This window comes from Hahella sp. HN01, from assembly GCF_018986435.1.
Classification (GTDB): Bacteria; Pseudomonadota; Gammaproteobacteria; order Pseudomonadales; family Oleiphilaceae; genus Hahella.
This window is the reverse complement of sequence record NZ_JAHMIN010000001.1, coordinates 13,384-32,036: the sequence shown is the minus strand read 5'-3', so window position 1 is coordinate 32,036 and position 18,653 is coordinate 13,384. Positions and strand designations below refer to the sequence as shown.

Sequence of the window (18,653 nt, the reverse complement as noted above, 5' to 3'; positions counted from 1 at the left end):
GGAATCTCCGCTGGCCGCCCGGTATTTTTTTTCGGTATGCTTCCCTTCCGTTGTTCTATCATCCCCCTGTCATTCTGGAATCAGCACGGGTTCAACCCCATGTGCGCCTTGGTGTTGTATTATCACACTCAAAGCCTCGAATTTTTGTAAGTGAAGGAGCCTCATTGTATGAGCAAAAAATTTCATCTGGCCATTGCCGTCATCGATATTGAGCAGTCGGTGGAGGAGTACAACGAAAGGCTGGGGCGTCCCGCTGATGTTGTGGTGCCGGGTGAATATGCGCTATGGCGCACCAAGGAGCTGAACTTTTCTATTCGTAAGACTGCGCCTGGCGAAGGCGGACGTCTACGTCATCTGGGCTGGGAAGACTCTGAAGCCAAATTCTTCACCTGCGATAAAGACTGCAATGGCATTTTGTGGGAAGAGTTCTCCGCTTCGCAGCAAGCGGCGGAAATAAAGTCCGCATGGCCGGAGACGGATTACAAGCCGGGCAAGAATAAAGACAAGAAGAGCAAAAAGAACAAACTGGACGAACCGCCTGAAGAGCCTGCCTCGTAACCGAGAGGCTGCAAAATCAGTCTTTCGGAATGAATCGCAATCCTACCCCTTCATTCTCAATTCTCACTACTTCGCTTTCCACCGATTGACCGGGCTCTCCGGGCAGATCCAGTACGCGAATCTGCACTTTCATGTGCAATTCCGGCGTGGTTTCTTCGGCGATGATAACGAAGGCCCCGCCATCGGAAACATCCCGGGTCCGGGTTTCGATAACGCCCAATTGCGGGCTGGATAGCTCAACCCGGAAATTAGCTTTGATGCGGGGGGAGTTACGCTTTTCTCTACTCATAACAACATTGGGCTCGCTTCGAATTAATGTCAGGCGGACGCGGACTTCTTATCAGTGTAGACCACAAAATGAGCGAGAGGGAGAGAGAAGAGGCGCGCTGGGACTGCGCACGCCTCGTTAGATCAGCTGGTTTTCACTAGCAGGTTAATCCGCCGTTACTCCTCTCTTTTCTTTCACCTGCCAGGAAAAACGGCGGGACGCTTTTCAACAAACGCCTGCACGCCTTCCTGCTTGTCAGCGCTTTCGAAAGTGCGCCGAAAAGCGTTTTTCTCCACTTCCAGCGCTTCATCAGTAGTGCGCCCGTAACTGGCGTTGATGGTGTGTTTACACAGGGAAATAGCCACGGGAGACTGACTTTTACATTGCAGCAGGATATCCCGGGCGGCGGCCAGCATGGCGTCGGCGTCGGAGAACACGCGGTTGACCAGGCCGATTCGCAGCGCCTCGCCTGCGTCGATACGACGGCCGGTATAGATCAGTTCGCGGGCGCGTCCGGCGCCGACGAAACGGCTCAGACGCACGCAGCCGCCAAAGCAGGGCGTCAGGCCTAATGAGACTTCCGGCTGGCCAAACTGGGCGCGCTCGGTGCAATAGATGAAGTCGCAGGCCATCGCCAGCTCACAGCCGCCGCCAAGGGCGTAGCCGTTCACGCAGGCGATGACCGGAATGGGCAGCGCCTCCAGTAAGGCGGTGATCTCCTGTCCCTGGGCGGCGAATCGTTCGCCTTCTTCAGGAGACATTTGCTGCATGGCGGCGATATCCGCGCCAGCGATGAACGCTTTTTCGCCGGAGCCGGTCAGAATCACGCCGCGGACAGGGAAACCCGGCTCCTGCAGGCGCAACAGAATGGCTTTTAACTCGACAAAAAGCTCGGGCGATAAGGCGTTCAGTTTATCCGGGCGGTTGATCGTCAAGGTCGTGACGCCGTTGACGCTGGTTTGTTGTATTAGTGTAGTCATGATCAATCTCCTCAAGAATCCCAAATGGCGCCAAAGGCGGGAATGCCGCGGCTTTCCAGTTCATAAACAACGTTCCAGGTGACCTTTTTGTTTGAGATGCAGATAACCGCTTCAGCGCCGGTATCGCGATAAGCCAGATAGGCCAGTCTGGAGAGGTCGGGTTTGCCATGAGTGTCGGTGTCCCAGATCAAGGCGTCCGGGTGAGCGGCTTTAATGTCGTTTACCAACTCATCGCCGTAGGTTTTGCGGGGATTGCGCGTCGCCCACACCAGCTTTGCCGGCACGCCTTGCGCAACCAGATGCGGCAGGCAGGGACCGATGCCGCTGCCTGTGGCGATCCATACCACCTTTTTGAACAGGGTTTCGATATTGCCGACCCCCGCGGTGGGAATACCCTTGACCCACACTTTGCGGGGCTGGTTATCGATGAACGCCCCCGTCCAGTCGCCAGCCCGGGATATGGCCAACTGAAAACCTTCCCGACCCGGCAACGGAATATTGGCGAACGCATGCCACTCAAACAGCGGGTTCAAACTGAGATCCGTCGATGAGCCGGCGAAGGGCGTCACACCATAATTAAAGTCGGCGATGACGGCATGGTTCGAAGGTTTGTGGATGGTCACTTCCACTTTGCGCAGGCGCAGCCAGGGCGCCAGGATGCTGAGGGTCACCGCCGCCAGCGCCCACACCTGAGGCGAGGTCGCCAGCGCAGACGGCAGCTCGCTGACAGGGTGCGCCGCCGCGCTCAGAATAAGCGTCTGCGCCCAAAACAGGAGGACGGACGCCCAACTTCCGAAGCGTGCGGAGAACTCGAACTGATCGTGATATTTGGCGCGCAGGTCGGGCAGCGCGAGAATGATCATCAGAGTCAGTATGCTCAGATGAACAGACGCCAATATCGGTATCGACGAGGGCAGGGCGGCATAGCTTCCGAGCAGGCTGAAAACCGTGAACGCGGCGTACCACAAGGTACCGCAAAAGAACCCTCCGACATGGATTCCGCCAAAGTGATACACCTTGCCCATGGCCCAGCGCCATTTCAGCGGCCAGTGGGTGGGCATGCTGGTGGCGATGGCGAACAGCGCATTAACGACATACTGCTGTCGAATCAGAATGGCGATGGTGAAATTGACAAGGGCGCCGTTCAGCACGGTTTCCATCGGCAGTTGGTCTACGCGCCAGCCGCCATTTGTCAGCCAGTACAGCGCGCCGATATTAAAGGCGGTCATCAGTACGGCGAGACGGTTATAAGGCATCACCTTCGGATGCCGGGCCCATTTGTGCCAAGGGTGTTGCTGCGGCATCTTGATGCGGGACAGGTCAATGTGCTTTTTCTGCGGCGGCGCCTTGGGCGCATATTGCAACGCCGTCTTGGATAAGGAGGCCGTCATGCCGGAACCTCCTGCGAGGCGGGGATATTCGCCAGCATTTCCTCCAGGCGCTTCTTATCGACCTTGCCCCGCGGGGTCATGGGGAACTCGTCCAGAGCCAGGACTTTATCGGGGATGCAGTAATAAGGGAGCTTTGCCGCGACGGCCTGCTTTACCAGAGCAGGATTGACGCTGGCGGGTTTGACGAAGGCGGCGAGGTCGCGGCTGGTGTGTTTGATCACCACCGCCTGCTGACATCCGGGCAGGGCTTCTATGGCGCAGGAAACCGAGTTCAGCTCGACCCGGAACCCCCGGACCTTGACCTGATCGTCAGTGCGGCCCAAATGCTCCAGTTCGCCATTTCCCAGCCAGCGCCCCAGGTCGCGGGTGCGGAACATTTTGCCGCCGTTATCCAGAAAGGGATCGTGGCGATAGCGGTCTTCATTGAGTACATCGTTGTTGATATAACCCGCTGTGACGCAGGCGCCGCCAGCCCACATTTCGCCCACTTCGCCGATGGCGCAGGGTTTTAGTGAATCGTTTAAGATGTAGACCGTATTGTTCGGCGTGGGGGCTCCGATGCTCAGCGGGCCCTGATCCGGTAGGTAGCGTCCCATGGTGTTCACAATGGTCACTTCAGTGGGACCGCAGCAGTTATAGAACTCACAATAGGCGGCCCATTTTCTCGCCAGCGGCTCGGGGCAGGCTTCCCCCGCGACTGCGACTGCACGGAGGTTGGGGCAGGCGGCGGGATCGAGTTTGCTCAAAATACTGGGGGTGGCGATCACCACATTGGCGCGGCTGACCGTTTCCTGAAAATCGCAGCCGCGGATAATCAATTCTCCACCGTGGGCGAGGGTGGTCAGGATCTCCCAGGCGGCCATATCGAAGGCGATATTCAAGATCTGCGCGACTTTTTCTCCGGGTTGAATGCCCAGATCGCCCGGCGCGGTCAGCAGCAGGTTGCAGACATTGCCATGCGTGACTTTGACGCCGTTGGGCGCTCCGGTTGTACCGGAGGTGAACAGCACGAAGCAGGCGTCATCTTCCTCTACTGACGGAAAAGTCGGAGGAATAGGGGCGCTATCGGCGCATGTCCGGCGGCTCAGGATTTCATCGATACACAGGCGTTCGCAGTCTGGAGGAACCGGCACGCTGTCATAGTATTCAGAAAGGGTAAGCATCACCCTGGCGGCGGAGGATTGCGCGACGAGCTTTAACTGTTCCTGCGGGCAGATCTTCACGTCCTGCGGCACATAGGCGGCCCCGACCTTGAGCGTCGCCAGAACGCCAACCACCATGGGGATGGAGCGACGCACAAACAGAGCGACATGGTCTCCTTTTTTTACACCCGCCGAAATCAAAACGCCTGCGAGAAAATCCACTTGCTTTTGCAGTTCGCCATAACTGATCTTTTCGCCCAGATGCTCGACGGCGGTTTGATCTGCAAAGGTCCTCATACTTTGTTCTATGGCTAAATATATATTGCTAAAGGGCGGCGTCTTATATTCGCCCTGGCCATATTGGATAAATTTTATTTGATCTTTGGGAGATAAACCTTGCAGAGGTTCTAAACGAAACTTCTGTATAGATTGGGAAAGTTCTGATTTTTGAATGACGGAAGCGGTGAAGTTCATAAGTCTCTCCTTCTATTTATCTTTTGACAAGGCGAAAGCAACCCTTCAAGCCTCGGTTCGCCTGATGTCAATGGACTATGATCGTTGTAAAACAAATGGATTAGGTGAAGCGGCGAATGTTCTCCGTTTCTTTATATATTTAACTTTTTGTTTAACTTTTATCTTTGAGATTAGTTCCCTTCGAAATGGGGAGTTAATACTTTGATTACGACTTTTGTTGTWGGAAAAAGTTCAGAATTAATTGATGAAAAAGTATAAATAAATGAATTTTAAATAAGGTTATATCCAAGGGCTGATAATATATCTCGTAAATACAAGTAAACTTATCTGCAAGGGCGACGGGATTAGTCTGGGGTTGGAATGACGCTGGTAAGAAGGAGCGAAAGTGTTTGTTCTTTCTATGGCGTTGCGCTAGGGAAACTGATTAACGGCTTGAATCAAAAAAATTTTTTACCTTTGTACTACACTTGCTACGAGGTCGTTGTTTTTGCCTCAGGCGGAGGCGTGGGCGGCCGATTGTAAACCTGATAACCAAGTGTGGTACGAATGTCCTGGCTCACAAATGTCGGTCTTAGATATAAATTTTGGCTGGTCAATGCGGTTTCGTTCGGCATCATGCTGGCGTTGGTGTTGGCTTCCATGCGCTTGTCTCATAACGGCGGTATTGAGCTGCTGGCGTCCGAGTTGAAGGTGGCGGTGCGCGCTCCCGCTGGGCAGACGGCCGGTCCGTTGCGTGTGTATGAACTGGATAAAGTGCCGGCTAATACGCTGCAGCGGGACGTCTTGCGCACGATTTCAAGCGACGCTGCGGCGCAACCGCGAATGCTGGTGCAGTCTTCGGAGAGTTTAATGTCGGACGAACCAGACAAGGTAGTGGCTTATCTGCGTGATGGCGGCAAGGTAAAAGTGGCGCTGGGCGCCGCGCCTAGTTTATGGAAAGTATTTAAGGATCAGGCGCCGGCGTTCGCCGGGATTGTTTTTGTTCTGATGTGTCTGCTGCTGGTGGCGTCGCAATTACTGATCGCCTTTGTGGAGCGTCACGTCAATCGACTCAAATCCATCATGTTGCAGGCGCAGAGCCAGAGCGACCTGACGCTGCGGGTGCCGATCGAATGTGAGGATGAAGTGGGGCAAATGGCTTCAGCCTTCAATCAGATGCAGCAGACCTATCAAGAGGCGGTGCTGCAGATTCATAACGCTGTCGCTACGCTGCAGCAGGAAGTGGGATTGCTGGCGCAGTATTCCACAAAGACCCGCGATCAGATGTCCCGTCAGGCCAACCAAACCGAAAGCGTGGCGGATTCCATGCAGCAGATGCTGGATGCGGCGCAGCAGGTGGCGCAGTACGCGGATGAGACGCGGGAAATGTCAGGCAACGCCGATGCGAAAACTGAATCCGGACTAAAAGAGGCGCAGGACTCTAAAGTCGCCATCGCTAAGCTGGCCAAATCAGTGGACTCGCTGGTCGATCTGACCAACCAGCTCAACGAGGACACGCAGAAAATTCAGTCTTCCACCGGGGAAATCACCAGTATCTCCGAGCAGACCAACCTGTTGGCGCTGAACGCCGCTATTGAAGCGGCCAGAGCAGGCGAACAGGGAAGAGGCTTCGCCGTGGTGGCGGACGAAGTGAGAACCCTCGCCACCCGCGCCTACACCGCCAGTGAAGGCATCGACTCCATCGTCAACGCCATTCAGGATCTGGAGAAGAAAGTGGAGAAGGGCATTCTGGAGGGGCGGGAAGATGCGGAGCGCTGCCTCGCCGGCGCACAAAATACAGTTGGATTGCTGACCGGCGTGAAAGAGCTGGTGCGGGATATTCTGGAAAAGAACACTTTGATCGCCACCGCGGTCGAACAGCAGGGCGCGACAGTCGGCGCCATGAATGACAACCTGCAGGAAATGCGCAACCTCACCCGGGACACTTCGCAGATCGCCGGAGAAGTCGCGGCCAGCAGCAAATCCATCCACACTCAGGCCAATACGCTGGATCGTCTGGTGAAGGCGATGAAGGTGAAATAGAGACTGGGACGGCGTAAGGCTATGGTCGCGAAGAGGATAGGCGTCAGGGCAAAACCCGCTGCTCCCAAAGGCGGATTTCCTTGCGCAGGCTGCGCCAATCCGGCAATAACTGCTCCTGTAGCGCATAGAAACGAGGGCTGTGGTTCATTTCCCGCAGATGGCACAGCTCATGGGTCACCACATAATCCACCAATGACAGTGGAATCTTCACAAGATTCACATTCAGCGTGATCATGCCTTTGCGATTACAGCTGCCCCAATAACGCCGCATGAAGCGCAGGCGCAGGGTGGGTTGAACCACATTCCAGGCGGCGATGCGCTCATTCCATAAAGCCAGGCGCTCTTCTAACAGCGCCTGCGCCTGATTGCGATACCAGGTATTCAGGTACTTTTCCGCCTGGGCCGGGTTCTCTTGATAGCGACCGGGCAGACAAATACGTCCGTCCTCTGTCAACGCCAGGGAGCGTAAATTGGGCTGGTACGCCAGCCTGAACTCTGCGCCCATGAAATAATGGAGACTGTCTGTGGCGTAACCCGGGGCTTGCTGAGGCTGCGGCAGCAGCGCCTGTTTGTGCTGCTGCATGCGTATCCAGTGAATTTTTTCCCCGAGCAGGCGGTGAATGTCCCGTTGGCTGACGCGCAATGGCGCGCGGACTTTGACGCTCTGGTCCCGATGCACTTCAATCACTACAGATTTGCGGCGGGAGGAGCGCAGCAGTTGATACTGCAGGTCCAGCGCCGGGTGCATGCACAGGTTGGTGGTGGATGCGTTTTCTGTCATCGGGAATGGGGTCTCTCAAAGCTGCTGCCGGCATTGTAACCGCTAACGCCATGGGACGGGATTACAATGCGCTTGGCGGTCTCGCCGCCGGGTATGTAAAAATACGGTGCTCCGGTTGATATATGGGCTTCCGACCCCATTAACCAGTCTCATTAACATGGAAATCCACTTTACAGCGGAAATATGACGCATATGCAAAATGACACGCATTCCAAAGCCATGGGATATATCCTGTGGATTTTCGGGTTTACCGGTTCTCATCGTTTTTACTATGGCAAACCCGTTACCGGCACTATCTGGTTTTTCACTCTCGGCCTGTTGGGCATTGGCTGGATTATTGACCTTTTCCTGATCCCCTCTATGGACCGCGAAGCGGATCGTCGCTTTAAAGACGGCTCCACCAGCTACACGGCGAGCTGGATTCTTTTGACCTTTTTGGGCTTTTTCGGCGTACATCGTTTTTACATGGGCAAATGGCTGACTGGCCTGTTGTATTTGGTGACGGGCGGTGTGTTTGGCCTGGGTATTCTCTATGACTTCTGGACGCTGAACGACCAGATTTCCGAAGTGAACGCTTCCTAAGCAGACGACGATCAGCCGTTTCTTGAATCAGTGGGCGGCTTGGGTCCGCCTGCTGATGGCTACGCATTGTGGACGGCTTGCGCTGGCGCGGGCGAAGATGTTAGAACGAAACAAGATGGCTCTGAAGGGATGCGGGCGCAGGCTTAACAGTAGAAGAGGGTAGTACCATGCAAGAAGATAAAGATGATCTTTTTGCCGAAGAGATGTCAGGGGTCAAGCCGTTGCCCCGCCATAATCAGGCGGACGTCAAGAAAACCAAGGAAGAAACCCCGGGACAGGAGGTTCGCCGTAAGGCCGCCGTCAGGCATAAGCTATTGGATCTCAACTTTCTCAGCTCTGACGATCATGTCGAGATACTGAAAAGCAATGACCTGCTGGAATACAAAAAAGATGGCGTGCAGCATGGAGTGTATAAAAAGCTCCGGCTCGGCCAGTACCAGATCGAAGCGCGTCTTGATCTGCATCGCAAGACGGTGGAGGAAGCGCGGGTAGAGGTGTTCCAGTTTGTGCGCGATTGTCTGCGTTACGACTTGCGCACGGTGATCATCCTGCATGGCAAGGGCGACCGTAATCAGAATCAGGAAGCGATCATCAAGAGTTACGTCAATCGCTGGTTGCGGGAATTCGACGAAGTCCTGGCGTTTCACAGCGCACAAAAACAGCATGGCGGTTCCGGCGCAGTCTATGTTCTGCTGCGCAAAAGCGACCGTGAAAAGCAGAACAATCGGGAACGTTTTGGCTCCCGCTAATCTTTGAGAAAACGCAGCCGGCCAGAAGCCGGCGTCGTGTTTTCCGTCTACCTCTTACCGATCAGGCTTATTCTCACCACTTCGCGTAGTGATCTTCAGCGAATCCAGGCTGATCGATAATATCGATAGCTTCACCCTGGGCGGTGATAATGCGGCCGTTGTAGCTGCCGAACATCTGCCGGAAATTAGAGGCCAGCAGCCACAGATTGATTTTGTCGCGGCGGCATCCTCGCGGGGTGAACGTGAGGTCGATTTTTTTGCTCTCAGAGTAAACCCGCCAGGGCTGGAAAGGCTCGCGGCGGTTGAAGCGGAAACGCACCGGCTCCAGTGGATGCATCATGCCGTTCAACCACATGGCGTTCTCCGTCATGCCGGTTTCGTTGACGCCGTTGGCCAGATTCAGACCCAGGCGGCGGCCGGTGGAGTCCACGCCGCTGACGCAGGCCCACTTCCATACAGTTTCTCTGCGCATAAAGCCGCAGGACCAGTCAGAAGAGCCCATCATGCCCATATGCTCCAGCAGGTACTTGTGGCCTTTCCAGATCAGGTGGCCGCTGACCGGCAGGCCGGCGCTTTTCTGGGTGTAGACCCAGCCGTTGTATCCAGCGGGGCAGCACAGGCGCAGGGGGTCCTGGCGCACGCCGAAATCCAGATAGGCGGAGAGTTGCAGCCCGCTTTGCAGTACGACGTCGAGTTTGTGTCCGGAAGGGAAGTTATTGAAATCGAACTCGCTTTTGCCGTTGCTGAAACTGACGTCGCCGTTGTCCGGGGTGACGCTAAACTGAGTTTTACGAGCAAGCGGCTGCAGGAAGCTGAATTCCTCATATTCGCCAGTCGCGCCGTTAAAGCAGTAGAGAAAGGCGTTGGAGACCCATTTCAGGTCAACGATGGCGACGCCGATAATCAAATCCTGACTGAGCAGGCCGAAGAACTGAAACTGGTTGAACTTCTTTTCCTTGAAGAAGGGGCTGACGGCCTGGTCCATGGGGGTGCGCAGATCATAATCCCAATAATTGATCTGCCCGACGGGTTGGGAAAAGCGGCCCCATGCAGGTTGGCCGTCCTCGCCAATAAGAATGGGGGTGTGGAAGCTGGTCATATTGTCTCACATGGTTTTTTTTATGTTTTCAGGTGTTGTACGCCATGACAGAGGCTATTCCGTTTTCATTTTAATGTTAATTTAACGGGGTTAAATCTGTGATTCAGGTCCGATTATGTTAATGACGTTCTGTTACATTCCGCTCACTGACTTCTTAGAGACGATAAAAATAACAATCTTGGGAGGACGGAGATGCGGCGATTATATAAATGGCTGGCGGGAGCGGCGATGTTTTTACTGCTGACGCGATGGTCCTGGGCGGAGACTTATATCTACCTGACCAACAGCACGATGGAGACAGTCACTCTGAGCACCGCGCAAAGCGGTTACGACAACATCCGGGAGGGTGTGGAATGGGACCGGCTGGAGACGGAGATTCCGCCCCTGGCCACGGTAAAAATTCTGCGCTTCAACCGTGACCAGGGCATCAAGTGGGGTAAAACCTACTTCTTCGACACCACCGTAATGGGGCGCAATAGTACGGCGCTGCTGCGGCAGAAACTCGAAGGAACCTGGAATTTCAGCAAAATGTGGATTGCGGCGGACGACGACCCCTGGCGTTATGACCGCGACATTCACGCCATCCCCAGAGAGTTTGACGGGGTGGACAGCCACTTGGCGTATCGCTCGCAATACGCCAGACCTGGCGGAGACGACGTTTACTACGTCATTAACAATGACTGGACCCTCAGCGAACGCGTTCCGCAAAGCAATCACCTCAAAGTGCTTACCTACAATGCCTGGGCGTTGTTGCCGGGCCTGATGTCAAAGAATACCTCCAACCGAATCGCCACCATGGCGGAAGCTGTGAAGGGCTACGACGCCGTGGTGTTTCAGGAGGTGTTCGACCCAATACTTACCGCGCGTTTTCGCAGCGATCTGCAGGCGGAATATCCGTACCTGACGGAGATTCCCTTCAAACTGGGGCGCATTCTGACGGGAGGCAGTTTTATCGCCAGCCGCTGGCCGATCCTGGAGCAGGACACGATGGTCTACGAAGGCTGTCGTAATGACGGATGCTTCGCCTCAAAAGGGGCCAATTACGCGAAAATCGATAAGGGCGGACAGATTTATCACCTGTTCGGCACGCATACTCACGCCTATACCGGGGAAGAGGATGTCGCTCTGCGGCGCTGGCATTTGCAGCAGTACAAAGCCTTTGTCGACAGCAAAGGGGCGGCGGCGGATGAGCCGGTCATCATCGCAGGCGATCTCAATGTGGATAAGCTCAACTTTCCGACGGAGCATCAGGATATGCTGGCGATTCTGGACGTCGCTGATCCGCCGTCACAGAGCCAGTATCCGCACACTTACGATGGCGGGGTGAATACCTTCGCGGACTCCAAGTACACCGAATATCTGGATTACGTGCTGACCTCGAACGCGCATGTCGCCCCGGTGTACTCCCACAATCGAGTGCGCATTCCCCGTTTCATCGAATGGGAGCACTGGACGACCTGGGATTTATCGGATCACTTCCCTGTGGAAGGCGAGTTCGTCTTTCCGTTGCCAGCCTATCCGGTGGAATAGGGACGGAAGCCAGTCAGGGCGCCGGCAGATCTTCGGTGAAGCGGCGCATGAAGGCCGTTTTGACATGGTCGGGCAGCTTGCCGTAACCGCTGTCCCGCCAGTCCTGCAGTAGCTGGAGGTAGTCCTGATCATCTTCGCGGCGGTATCCCGCGGCCATGGCGATGGATTTGGGCTTCAGGGCGGGCGCGGTGCTGTAGTCGGCGCCGGAAGGCGCGTCGCGGTTCCATAACATGTGGGATTCGCCCAGCTCGCCTTTGAATTGATAGAAGGCATCGTCCGGCGGCAGCGCCGTCAGCGTGTATTCGATCTCTATTTGGCCGTGGGTCACATCCATGCCGCCAAGAAAGGGGCGATCTGCGCCATAGATCAGGTATTCCGCGTCATCAGGAGTCAACGCAGTGGCGGCGCGGCGTCTCTGTTCGGAGGGCGAATGGGGATACAGTTCGTTGGATGACTTGGCGATATCCAGCCTGATGCGGCCATCCTCCGGCAGCTCAAGATCCCGGTTCAGAATGTACGTGGTCAGATAGTCATGTTGCTGCAAGGTGATGGCGATAGGGCGTTGCTGGTCATTCAGCGCAATGGTGGCGGAGACGTACTGATCCGGGCTGCGCCAGTGACGGGTATCTCCCAGCAGGTTCAACATGATGGACTTCCAGCCCGGCATGCCCACCGGCAGCCCGGAATAAGCGAATGTCAGGTTGTAGGTGAGAAATGTCCAGGTTTTGGCGTCTTCCAGCCCGACATTGTCGTAGTCGACCCGGCCGTAGGCGACCTGTCGACTCGTGTCGCCATCGCCGTCATAAAAAAAGCAGACGTCTGGATTGTAGGTGAATTTGTTGAGGGTTTCCGGACTGACGTCCTCGCTGATCAGCGCGCCGTGTTTGTCATACAGACGGCCGTTGGCAATGTAGTCGCGATAAAAATCGATGAATAACGTCTGTCCTTCCGCCGCGAAAAAACGAGGCTTATAGCGCTCCAGCAGCTCTCTTTCCGGTGCGGAAGGCTGCGTGGTGCGTGGAGGATTGACGGAAAAATAGTCCAGAAAATCCGGCGTCATGGACAGGCGCTCGGCGAAGGCGAGGCCTGGGGATAATGTGATACAGACAAAGACAAACCGCTTGATTGCCAACGTCGGCTTCATGCTCAGCGAACTCCCTTAGCGCAAAGGTCTACCTGACAAAACATTATGTTTTAACTACGCGAACTATAAGGAAAAGTTTTGTGTGGCGCCACGGTTATAAGCGCGCAGAGCGAAAGTAAGCGCCTACATGTGAACTCCAGCGCTTTCGGTTACTACATAGACAAATGACCATTGGTCATTTAGTCTTTCGAGCATCATAACAACAAAATGCGAACAGGGCGTCTTTATGAAATTAACCGTGAACGGCGAACCAAGAGAAGTGGATGTGACGCCGGATACTCCATTGCTTTGGGTGATCCGCGATGAGTTGCGACTGACGGGAACCAAATTCGGCTGTGGCATGGGGTTGTGCGGCGCCTGCACTGTGCATCTGGATGGAGAGCCCATTCGCTCCTGCATTACTCCGGCGAGTGTGGCCCAGGAACGCAAGATCACCACTATCGAAGGCATTGGCGATCCAGACCAGCCCCATCCGTTGCAGCAGGCCTGGGTGGAGTTGAATACACCCCAGTGCGGGTACTGCCAATCCGGGCAGCTCATGTCCGCCTGCGCCTTGCTGACGAAAAATCCTCAGCCTTCCGATGCGGATATCGACAACGCCATGTCCGGCAACATTTGCCGCTGCGGAACCTATCCCCGCATTCGCGCCGCCATCCATCAAGCGGCGGCGCAAATCAATCAGAACTCAAACCAGAAATAGAGGGGAAGGGGCTATGGAGACCATTGCATTATCCCGTAGAGACTTGCTTCGGGCTTCCCTCAGCACTGGCGGCGGACTGATGGTCGCTTTGCAGTTGCCTGGTTGCGCGTCCTTGCCGCAAGGGATGGAGACGAATTCGCTGCGACCCAACGCCTGGCTGGAGGTCACGCCGGACAATCGCGTTATTCTGACTCTGGACCGGGTGGAGATGGGGCAGGGAACCTACACGGGCATGTGTACGTTGCTGGCGGAAGAGCTGGATGTCGATCCTGCCTCCATCGAAGTCGTGTTTGCGCCGGTGGATTCCGCCTATGAACAGCCTGATTTCGGCCTGCAAATCACTGGCGGCAGCACCAGTTTGAGCAGTAACTGGGTGCGATTGCGGGAGGCGGGGGCCATGGGGAGAGCCATGCTGGTCGCCGCCGCGGCGCAGGTCTGGAATGCGCCGGCTTCATCAATCATCACAGAGCATAGCGTCTGTCGCTTGCGCGAAGGCGGTCCATCGCTGAGTTATGGCGAGCTGGCGGAACTGGCGTCGCGGCAGCCCACGCCGACTGACATTACCCTGAAGTCGACGGCGGATTACCGCTACATCGGCAAGTTCAATCAACGTCTGGACGCTTCCTTGAAAAGCTTCGGCCGCGCGGACTTTGGCATCGACGTGCAATTGCCGGATATGTTGTATGCGATGATGGCGCGGCCTCCAGCGGCGGGGCGCGCTTTGCGCGCGCTGGACGATCAGGCGGCGCGGAATATGCCGGGCGTGGTGGCGGTCATACAGGTTCCCCGTGGCGTCGCCGTAGTGGCGGATAAATACTGGCGCGCCCGTCAGGCCCGAGACAAGCTGAAGATTGAATGGGACGCCGGAGAATTGGGAGCGCTGGATACCGCGTCGATCTTTGATCTCTACCGGCAAACCCTGGACACGGAAAGCGGAGATACCGTTCGCAGCGAAGGCGATGTCGAGAGCGCATTGGCGTCAACTTCAGAGAGAATGACGGCGGAGTATCGCGCTCCGTTTCTCGCCCACGCCACTATGGAGCCGCAAAATTGTACGGTCTGGTTTCGGGACGGGCGTTGCGATGTATGGGCGCCCACTCAGGGGCCCGACGTGGCGCGCGCGGTGGCCAGAAGAGAATGTGGCTTATCCGCCGCCGATATTCATATTCACACCACGTTTATCGGTGGTGGGTTCGGGCGTCGCTTGAGCCAGGATTTCGTCGGCGAAGCCGTTTCCATCGCGCAACATTTCGATCGCCCGGTGAAATTAATCTGGTCGCGAGAGGAAGATATTCAGCATGACTTATTCAGGCCCGCGTCGCTGCACCGACTGACTGCGGCGTTGTCGCCAGGGGGCGAAGCGCTCGCCTGGACTCATGACATCGCCGCGCCGCGGGTGATTGATCATTACGCGAAAGAAGCCGCGGGAGCTGTCGCTCCGACATGGGCGCCGCAAGCCATGGTGCGCATGGCCGCAGGCGTGGCGAAAATGGTCACGCCGGATCAGAGCGCTTATGAGGGGGCGGAGGATGTCCCTTACGCGATTCCTCACATCCGCGTGCGCCATATGAAGGCCGACTCTGGAGTTCCTATCAGCTATTGGCGCTCGGTCGGCCACTCTTTCAACGCCTTCGTGGTGGAGAGTTTTATCGATGAGCTGGCGCATCATGCCCGCCAAGACCCGTTGGCCTATCGGGAGCAACTGCTGCGTGATCATCCACGCCATTTAAGAGTGCTGCGCGCGGCGGCGCAGAAGGCGGACTGGCATGGAGCGCTGGCGCCAGGCAGAGCGCGCGGCGTGGCCTGCCATAAAAGCTTTGGAACCTATGTCGCGCAGGTGGCGGAAGTGTCTGTGGAAAACGACGCTATCCGGGTGCATCGGGTCGTATGCGCCGTCGACTGCGGATTGGCGGTGAATCCTGATACGGTGATCGCACAAATGCAAGGCGGCGTCATTTTCGGCTTGACAGCGGCTCTGTATGGGGAGATAACCCATACTCAGGGTGCGGTGAGACAGTCAAACTTTCACGATTATCCGGTATTGCGCATGAATGAAACCCCGGAAATCGATGTGGTTCTGGTTGGTGGTGACGCCGCTCCCACCGGAGTAGGAGAGCCGGGAACGCCGCCCATAGCGCCGGCGGTGGCCAACGCCGTATTCAGGCTGACCGGACGACGCTTGCGCGACCTGCCGTTGCGGCTGAAAACATGAATATAGCCGGGAGATTATAATAATTATGGGATGGTTGGTGCTGGCCGCAGGACAGAGCCGCCGCTTCGGCGCGGACAAACTGACGGCTAAAATGAGAGACGGACGTGCGCTGCTGGCGCACACTCTGGCGGCGTTGACGGCGACGGAGCAACCGGTGCTGGTGGTGGTCAGACCCGGACACAATGCCGTCACTGCATTGTTGGATCGCCTTGACGTTCCCTATACGGTTTGTCCCCACGCGGAGGCGGGTATGGGCGCCTCATTGGCCTGGGGGGTGTCGCAAGTACGGGACTGGATGTTTTGCGGCGTGGCGTTGGCGGATATGCCTTACATTCGCGCGAGCACGCTGGCTGCGCTGCATGAGCGTGGAGAGGAAGAGCGCATCGTCGCGCCTTTCTACCACGAGCGGCAGGGACATCCGGTAATTTTCGGACGCCGCTTTTACCCGCAATTGATGGCCCTGGGCGGCGACGCCGGAGCGAAGTCGGTGTTGCAGCGTTACAGCGATGCGTTATTGCGTTTGGACGTGGAGGATCGCGGGGTGCTGTGCGATGTGGATACCCCGGATGATATCCATGAAGCGCGGCAGGAAGGGGTGGCGTACTCTTTGCCCTGAACCCGCTTTCGCTGTCTGAGCCCTGTCTCGCGCATTCCGCGGGACAGGGCAAGCTCATCGGGCGATGGTCGCCCGGCCTTACATTTTTGTCCGACTTACCAGGGCAACAATTCCCCATTCGCATGCCAGAACTTCCCTGAGTTCTCCAACGTCAGTTCGTCTATGCGTGCGGCCAGTCCCTTCGCTGATACGTCGGGAGTGATATCGCCGGAATGCCCGGTCATGTCCGTAATAACATAGCCCGGGTGCAGCAACGCCACCGCCACGCCGCGACTTTTCAGGTCCAGCGCCAGAGATTTACCAATTGCGTTGAGGCCAGCCTTGGACATGCGGTAACCGTAGTACGCGCCGGAGCTATTGTCTGCCACTGACCCCATGCGACTGGTGATCAGTCCTACCTTGGCGCCTTTATGCAGGTTCTCCATCAGTGCGCTGGTTACGCGCAGAGGGCCCAGCGTGTTGATTTCGAATTGCGCGCGCATGGTGTCCCAGTTGGGGCTGGGCAGGGTTTCATGGTGCAGCAGGCCGGCGTTATTGATGAGAATATCGACGGCTTGTCCCGCCAGGGCCTGGCGAATCTGTTCCACGCATGCGTCCTGGCTGATGTCGATATCGGTCAAAACGGTCACGTTCAGTTGTTGTAACTCGTCGGAAGCGCGTCGGCAGATGGCGGTGACTTTATCGCCCCGTTGGCTGAAAAGGCGCGCCAGTTCCAAACCGATGCCGCGATTGGCGCCGGTAATGACGACGTGAGCCATGATGTGCTCCTTGTATCCTTGATGAATGGAGGGTTCCCCAGGGAGATGGGGACGCCCCGCAAAGGATACAAGGCGCGATGCGGTTATTTGGCGGCGAAGCGGACCAGGCGTTCGCTGAGACGTTGCACCCGTGAGGCGGCGGCTTTGTCCGTGATGGCGCCTTCCGCGTCGATGACTTTGTTGGCCTGCCCAAGCGCCACTTGCTCAGGCATCATCACGCAACCAATGCCGGACAATATGGTTCTGACCATCGGCAGAGCGCGAATGCCGCCCAGGGCGCCGGGAGACGCCGCCAGTAACGCCACCCATTTATCTTTAAACGCCGCCATGGAGGGCTCGCCTTCCAGTGGACGCGACACCCAGTCGATCATGTTCTTTAGAACGCCGCTGATGCCGCCATTGTATTCGGGGGAAGACAGAATGAATCCGTCGTGAGCTGCGAGAATCTGCTTAAGCTTGAGCGCGTTCTCCGGCAGGCCGGATGCGCTTTCTATGTCTCCGTCGTAAATGGGCAGGGGATAATCCGCCAGATCCAGAAAGGTCACCTCGGCGCCTGCGGCTTCCGCATAGCGACCCGCCGCGCGCGCCAGTTTCTTGTTCAGAGAGTCTTTACGCAGACTGCCGGCAAAGACGAGAATTTTGGGTTTACTCACATCGACCTCCTTAGTTGAGTAGATTTCTCGAAGAATACCGACGCTGACGGCTTCTCTCCACCTCTAAATTTCGCCGCCCGGCGATCAGGAGTCTGATCGCATTACGATAAATTTGATTGATTTGTAATCTGAGAATGCGATTCAGATATCCACACATCCTGTGGATATCTCTTTGGAAAACGATGGGAGCCCTTTATTTCGTAGGGATTGCGGAGATTTTGGTAATTTATGATCAGTGTATTTTTTAGACTGACTGCTTGCCGCTTTTCTATCCAACGGCATAGGTTGCAATATCCGGAGGATTTGGAAATGATTCAACCCGGATAAAACATTAAGGAGACCCAGTTGTGAAACCTGTCGCTGAAGCCTGCTTGCGGAATCAGGCCCCGATCGCCAAGGCGGTGCGAGAGCCGTTCGCCAATGTGAAAACAGTATTGGAAATCGGCGCCGGCACCGGGCAGCACGCGGTGTATATCGCTGAGCGCATGCCTCATCTGCAATGGTTGCCGACGGATCTGGCGGAGGCCTTGCCGGGTATTTGCGCCTGGGTGGAGGAGGCGGGTCTGGATAATCTTTTACCGCCCAAAGCGCTGGATGTGACGGCTGGGGATTGGGGGCTGACTGAAATCTTTGATGCGGCTTATACCTCGAACACGTTGCATTTTATCGGATGGACGCCTGTGGAAGCGTTGTTTGCGGGCGTCGCCAAGCGCTTACGCGTGGAGTCTCCCTTTTGCGTTTATGGTCCGTTTAATGAAAACGGAGCATTCACCAGTCCAGGCAATCAGGGTTTGGATGAGTGGGTGAAAACCCGCGATCCTGACGCAGGACTGAAAGATCTGGCGGACATTGAAGCGCTGGCGTTGCGCTATGGTTTCAAGCTGGAAAATCTCAAGCGGCTGCCAGCGAACAATCTGTTGCTGGTATTTTGCTTTGAAGGGTGAAGGGTGAAGGGTGAAGGGTGAAGGGTGAAGGGTGAAGGGAGGAAGAGAAA

18 protein-coding genes are annotated in these 18,653 nt (G+C 56.1%); 9 read left to right on the top strand and 9 right to left on the bottom strand.

Features of this window, described 5'->3' with window-relative positions; translation table 11 throughout:
• Positions 1 to 168: 168 nt before the first annotated feature.
• Positions 169 to 558, top strand: coding sequence for a hypothetical protein (locus KP814_RS00140; protein WP_216734850.1), 390 nt, complete (start codon positions 169 to 171; stop codon positions 556 to 558).
• Positions 559 to 574: 16 nt separating this feature from the next.
• Here the strand turns inward: KP814_RS00140 and KP814_RS00135 are convergent, their stop codons facing one another.
• The 4 genes from KP814_RS00135 to KP814_RS00120 form a co-directional block, all read right to left on the bottom strand.
• The gene (locus KP814_RS00135; protein ID WP_216734849.1) at positions 575 to 847 is read right to left on the bottom strand and encodes a PilZ domain-containing protein; all 273 of its coding nucleotides are present in this window, start codon (positions 845 to 847) and stop codon (positions 575 to 577) included.
• Between the two features lie 173 nt (positions 848 to 1,020).
• Positions 1,021 to 1,806: an enoyl-CoA hydratase/isomerase family protein gene (locus KP814_RS00130; RefSeq protein WP_216734848.1), complete on the bottom strand. Its 786-nt coding sequence runs from the start codon at positions 1,804 to 1,806 to the stop codon at positions 1,021 to 1,023.
• Between the two features lie 11 nt (positions 1,807 to 1,817).
• Positions 1,818 to 3,197 (bottom strand): hypothetical protein, encoded by a 1,380-nt coding sequence (locus tag KP814_RS00125; RefSeq protein ID WP_216734847.1) that lies wholly within the window; start codon positions 3,195 to 3,197, stop codon positions 1,818 to 1,820.
• Entirely contained in the window at positions 3,194 to 4,636 is a 1,443-nt protein-coding gene (locus KP814_RS00120) for an AMP-binding protein (RefSeq protein ID WP_253938076.1), read from the bottom strand. The genes KP814_RS00125 and KP814_RS00120 overlap by 4 nt, the downstream gene beginning before the upstream one ends.
• Positions 4,637 to 5,359: 723 nt before the next feature.
• On the opposite strand from KP814_RS00120, the gene KP814_RS00115 reads away from it, so the two are divergent.
• Complete coding sequence (locus KP814_RS00115) at positions 5,360 to 6,835, top strand: methyl-accepting chemotaxis protein (RefSeq protein ID WP_216734845.1); 1,476 nt, start codon at positions 5,360 to 5,362, stop codon at positions 6,833 to 6,835.
• A 43-nt stretch (positions 6,836 to 6,878) separates the two neighbouring features.
• On the opposite strand, the gene KP814_RS00110 is transcribed toward KP814_RS00115, so the two are convergent.
• Positions 6,879 to 7,616, bottom strand: coding sequence for a M48 family metallopeptidase (locus tag KP814_RS00110; RefSeq protein WP_216734844.1), 738 nt, complete (start codon positions 7,614 to 7,616; stop codon positions 6,879 to 6,881).
• Between the two features lie 192 nt (positions 7,617 to 7,808).
• On the opposite strand from KP814_RS00110, the gene KP814_RS00105 reads away from it, so the two are divergent.
• The gene (locus tag KP814_RS00105; protein WP_216734843.1) at positions 7,809 to 8,198 is read left to right on the top strand and encodes a TM2 domain-containing protein; all 390 of its coding nucleotides are present in this window, start codon (positions 7,809 to 7,811) and stop codon (positions 8,196 to 8,198) included.
• 167 nt (positions 8,199 to 8,365) lie between these two features.
• The gene (gene smrA, locus KP814_RS00100; RefSeq protein ID WP_216734842.1) at positions 8,366 to 8,947 is read left to right on the top strand and encodes a DNA endonuclease SmrA; all 582 of its coding nucleotides are present in this window, start codon (positions 8,366 to 8,368) and stop codon (positions 8,945 to 8,947) included.
• 73 nt (positions 8,948 to 9,020) lie between these two features.
• On the opposite strand, the gene KP814_RS00095 is transcribed toward smrA, so the two are convergent.
• Positions 9,021 to 10,046, bottom strand: coding sequence for a DUF2804 domain-containing protein (locus KP814_RS00095; protein WP_216734841.1), 1,026 nt, complete (start codon positions 10,044 to 10,046; stop codon positions 9,021 to 9,023).
• Positions 10,047 to 10,238: 192 nt separating this feature from the next.
• Between KP814_RS00095 and KP814_RS00090 the strand changes: the two genes are divergently transcribed.
• Entirely contained in the window at positions 10,239 to 11,576 is a 1,338-nt protein-coding gene (locus KP814_RS00090; protein ID WP_216734840.1) for a sphingomyelin phosphodiesterase, read from the top strand.
• A gap of 13 nt (positions 11,577 to 11,589) precedes the next feature.
• On the opposite strand, the gene KP814_RS00085 is transcribed toward KP814_RS00090, so the two are convergent.
• A complete protein-coding gene (locus KP814_RS00085; RefSeq protein WP_216734839.1) occupies positions 11,590 to 12,720 on the bottom strand; it encodes a hypothetical protein in 1,131 nt (376 codons plus the stop codon).
• 226 nt (positions 12,721 to 12,946) lie between these two features.
• Here KP814_RS00085 and KP814_RS00080 point away from each other — a divergent pair, with 226 nt between their 5' ends.
• The 3 genes from KP814_RS00080 to KP814_RS00070 are packed head-to-tail and all read left to right on the top strand — an operon-like array spanning position 12,947 to position 16,248.
• Positions 12,947 to 13,420 (top strand): (2Fe-2S)-binding protein, encoded by a 474-nt coding sequence (locus KP814_RS00080; RefSeq protein WP_216734838.1) that lies wholly within the window; start codon positions 12,947 to 12,949, stop codon positions 13,418 to 13,420.
• Positions 13,421 to 13,433: 13 nt separating this feature from the next.
• Positions 13,434 to 15,632 carry a xanthine dehydrogenase family protein molybdopterin-binding subunit gene (locus KP814_RS00075; RefSeq protein WP_216734837.1) on the top strand — a complete coding sequence of 733 codons (2,199 nt, stop codon included), beginning with the start codon at positions 13,434 to 13,436 and terminating at the stop codon, positions 15,630 to 15,632.
• Positions 15,633 to 15,657: 25 nt separating this feature from the next.
• Complete coding sequence (locus tag KP814_RS00070) at positions 15,658 to 16,248, top strand: NTP transferase domain-containing protein (protein ID WP_127969222.1); 591 nt, start codon at positions 15,658 to 15,660, stop codon at positions 16,246 to 16,248.
• Positions 16,249 to 16,343: 95 nt separating this feature from the next.
• On the opposite strand, the gene KP814_RS00065 is transcribed toward KP814_RS00070, so the two are convergent.
• Positions 16,344 to 17,006 (bottom strand): SDR family oxidoreductase, encoded by a 663-nt coding sequence (locus KP814_RS00065; RefSeq protein WP_216734836.1) that lies wholly within the window; start codon positions 17,004 to 17,006, stop codon positions 16,344 to 16,346.
• Between the two features lie 83 nt (positions 17,007 to 17,089).
• Positions 17,090 to 17,659: an NAD(P)H-dependent oxidoreductase gene (locus KP814_RS00060; protein ID WP_216734835.1), complete on the bottom strand. Its 570-nt coding sequence runs from the start codon at positions 17,657 to 17,659 to the stop codon at positions 17,090 to 17,092.
• A gap of 347 nt (positions 17,660 to 18,006) precedes the next feature.
• Here KP814_RS00060 and KP814_RS00055 point away from each other — a divergent pair, with 347 nt between their 5' ends.
• Positions 18,007 to 18,603, top strand: coding sequence for a DUF938 domain-containing protein (locus KP814_RS00055; RefSeq protein WP_216734834.1), 597 nt, complete (start codon positions 18,007 to 18,009; stop codon positions 18,601 to 18,603).
• Positions 18,604 to 18,653: the final 50 nt, after the last annotated feature.

Coding starts and splice junctions, on each gene's coding strand:
- KP814_RS00135 (WP_216734849.1), bottom strand. CDS start 847: ATGAGTAGAGAAAAGCGTAACTCCCCCCGCATCAAAGCTAATTTCCGG.
- KP814_RS00125 (WP_216734847.1), bottom strand. CDS start 3,197: ATGACGGCCTCCTTATCCAAGACGGCGTTGCAATATGCGCCCAAGGCG.
- KP814_RS00095 (WP_216734841.1), bottom strand. CDS start 10,046: ATGACCAGCTTCCACACCCCCATTCTTATTGGCGAGGACGGCCAACCT.
- KP814_RS00070 (WP_127969222.1), top strand. CDS start 15,658: ATGGGATGGTTGGTGCTGGCCGCAGGACAGAGCCGCCGCTTCGGCGCG.
- KP814_RS00085 (WP_216734839.1), bottom strand. CDS start 12,720: ATGAAGCCGACGTTGGCAATCAAGCGGTTTGTCTTTGTCTGTATCACA.
- KP814_RS00090 (WP_216734840.1), top strand. CDS start 10,239: ATGCGGCGATTATATAAATGGCTGGCGGGAGCGGCGATGTTTTTACTG.
- KP814_RS00065 (WP_216734836.1), bottom strand. CDS start 17,006: ATGGCTCACGTCGTCATTACCGGCGCCAATCGCGGCATCGGTTTGGAA.
- KP814_RS00130 (WP_216734848.1), bottom strand. CDS start 1,806: ATGACTACACTAATACAACAAACCAGCGTCAACGGCGTCACGACCTTG.
- KP814_RS00080 (WP_216734838.1), top strand. CDS start 12,947: ATGAAATTAACCGTGAACGGCGAACCAAGAGAAGTGGATGTGACGCCG.
- KP814_RS00115 (WP_216734845.1), top strand. CDS start 5,360: ATGTCCTGGCTCACAAATGTCGGTCTTAGATATAAATTTTGGCTGGTC.
- KP814_RS00105 (WP_216734843.1), top strand. CDS start 7,809: ATGCAAAATGACACGCATTCCAAAGCCATGGGATATATCCTGTGGATT.
- KP814_RS00110 (WP_216734844.1), bottom strand. CDS start 7,616: ATGACAGAAAACGCATCCACCACCAACCTGTGCATGCACCCGGCGCTG.
- smrA (WP_216734842.1), top strand. CDS start 8,366: ATGCAAGAAGATAAAGATGATCTTTTTGCCGAAGAGATGTCAGGGGTC.
- KP814_RS00140 (WP_216734850.1), top strand. CDS start 169: ATGAGCAAAAAATTTCATCTGGCCATTGCCGTCATCGATATTGAGCAG.
- KP814_RS00120 (WP_253938076.1), bottom strand. CDS start 4,636: ATGAGGACCTTTGCAGATCAAACCGCCGTCGAGCATCTGGGCGAAAAG.
- KP814_RS00075 (WP_216734837.1), top strand. CDS start 13,434: ATGGAGACCATTGCATTATCCCGTAGAGACTTGCTTCGGGCTTCCCTC.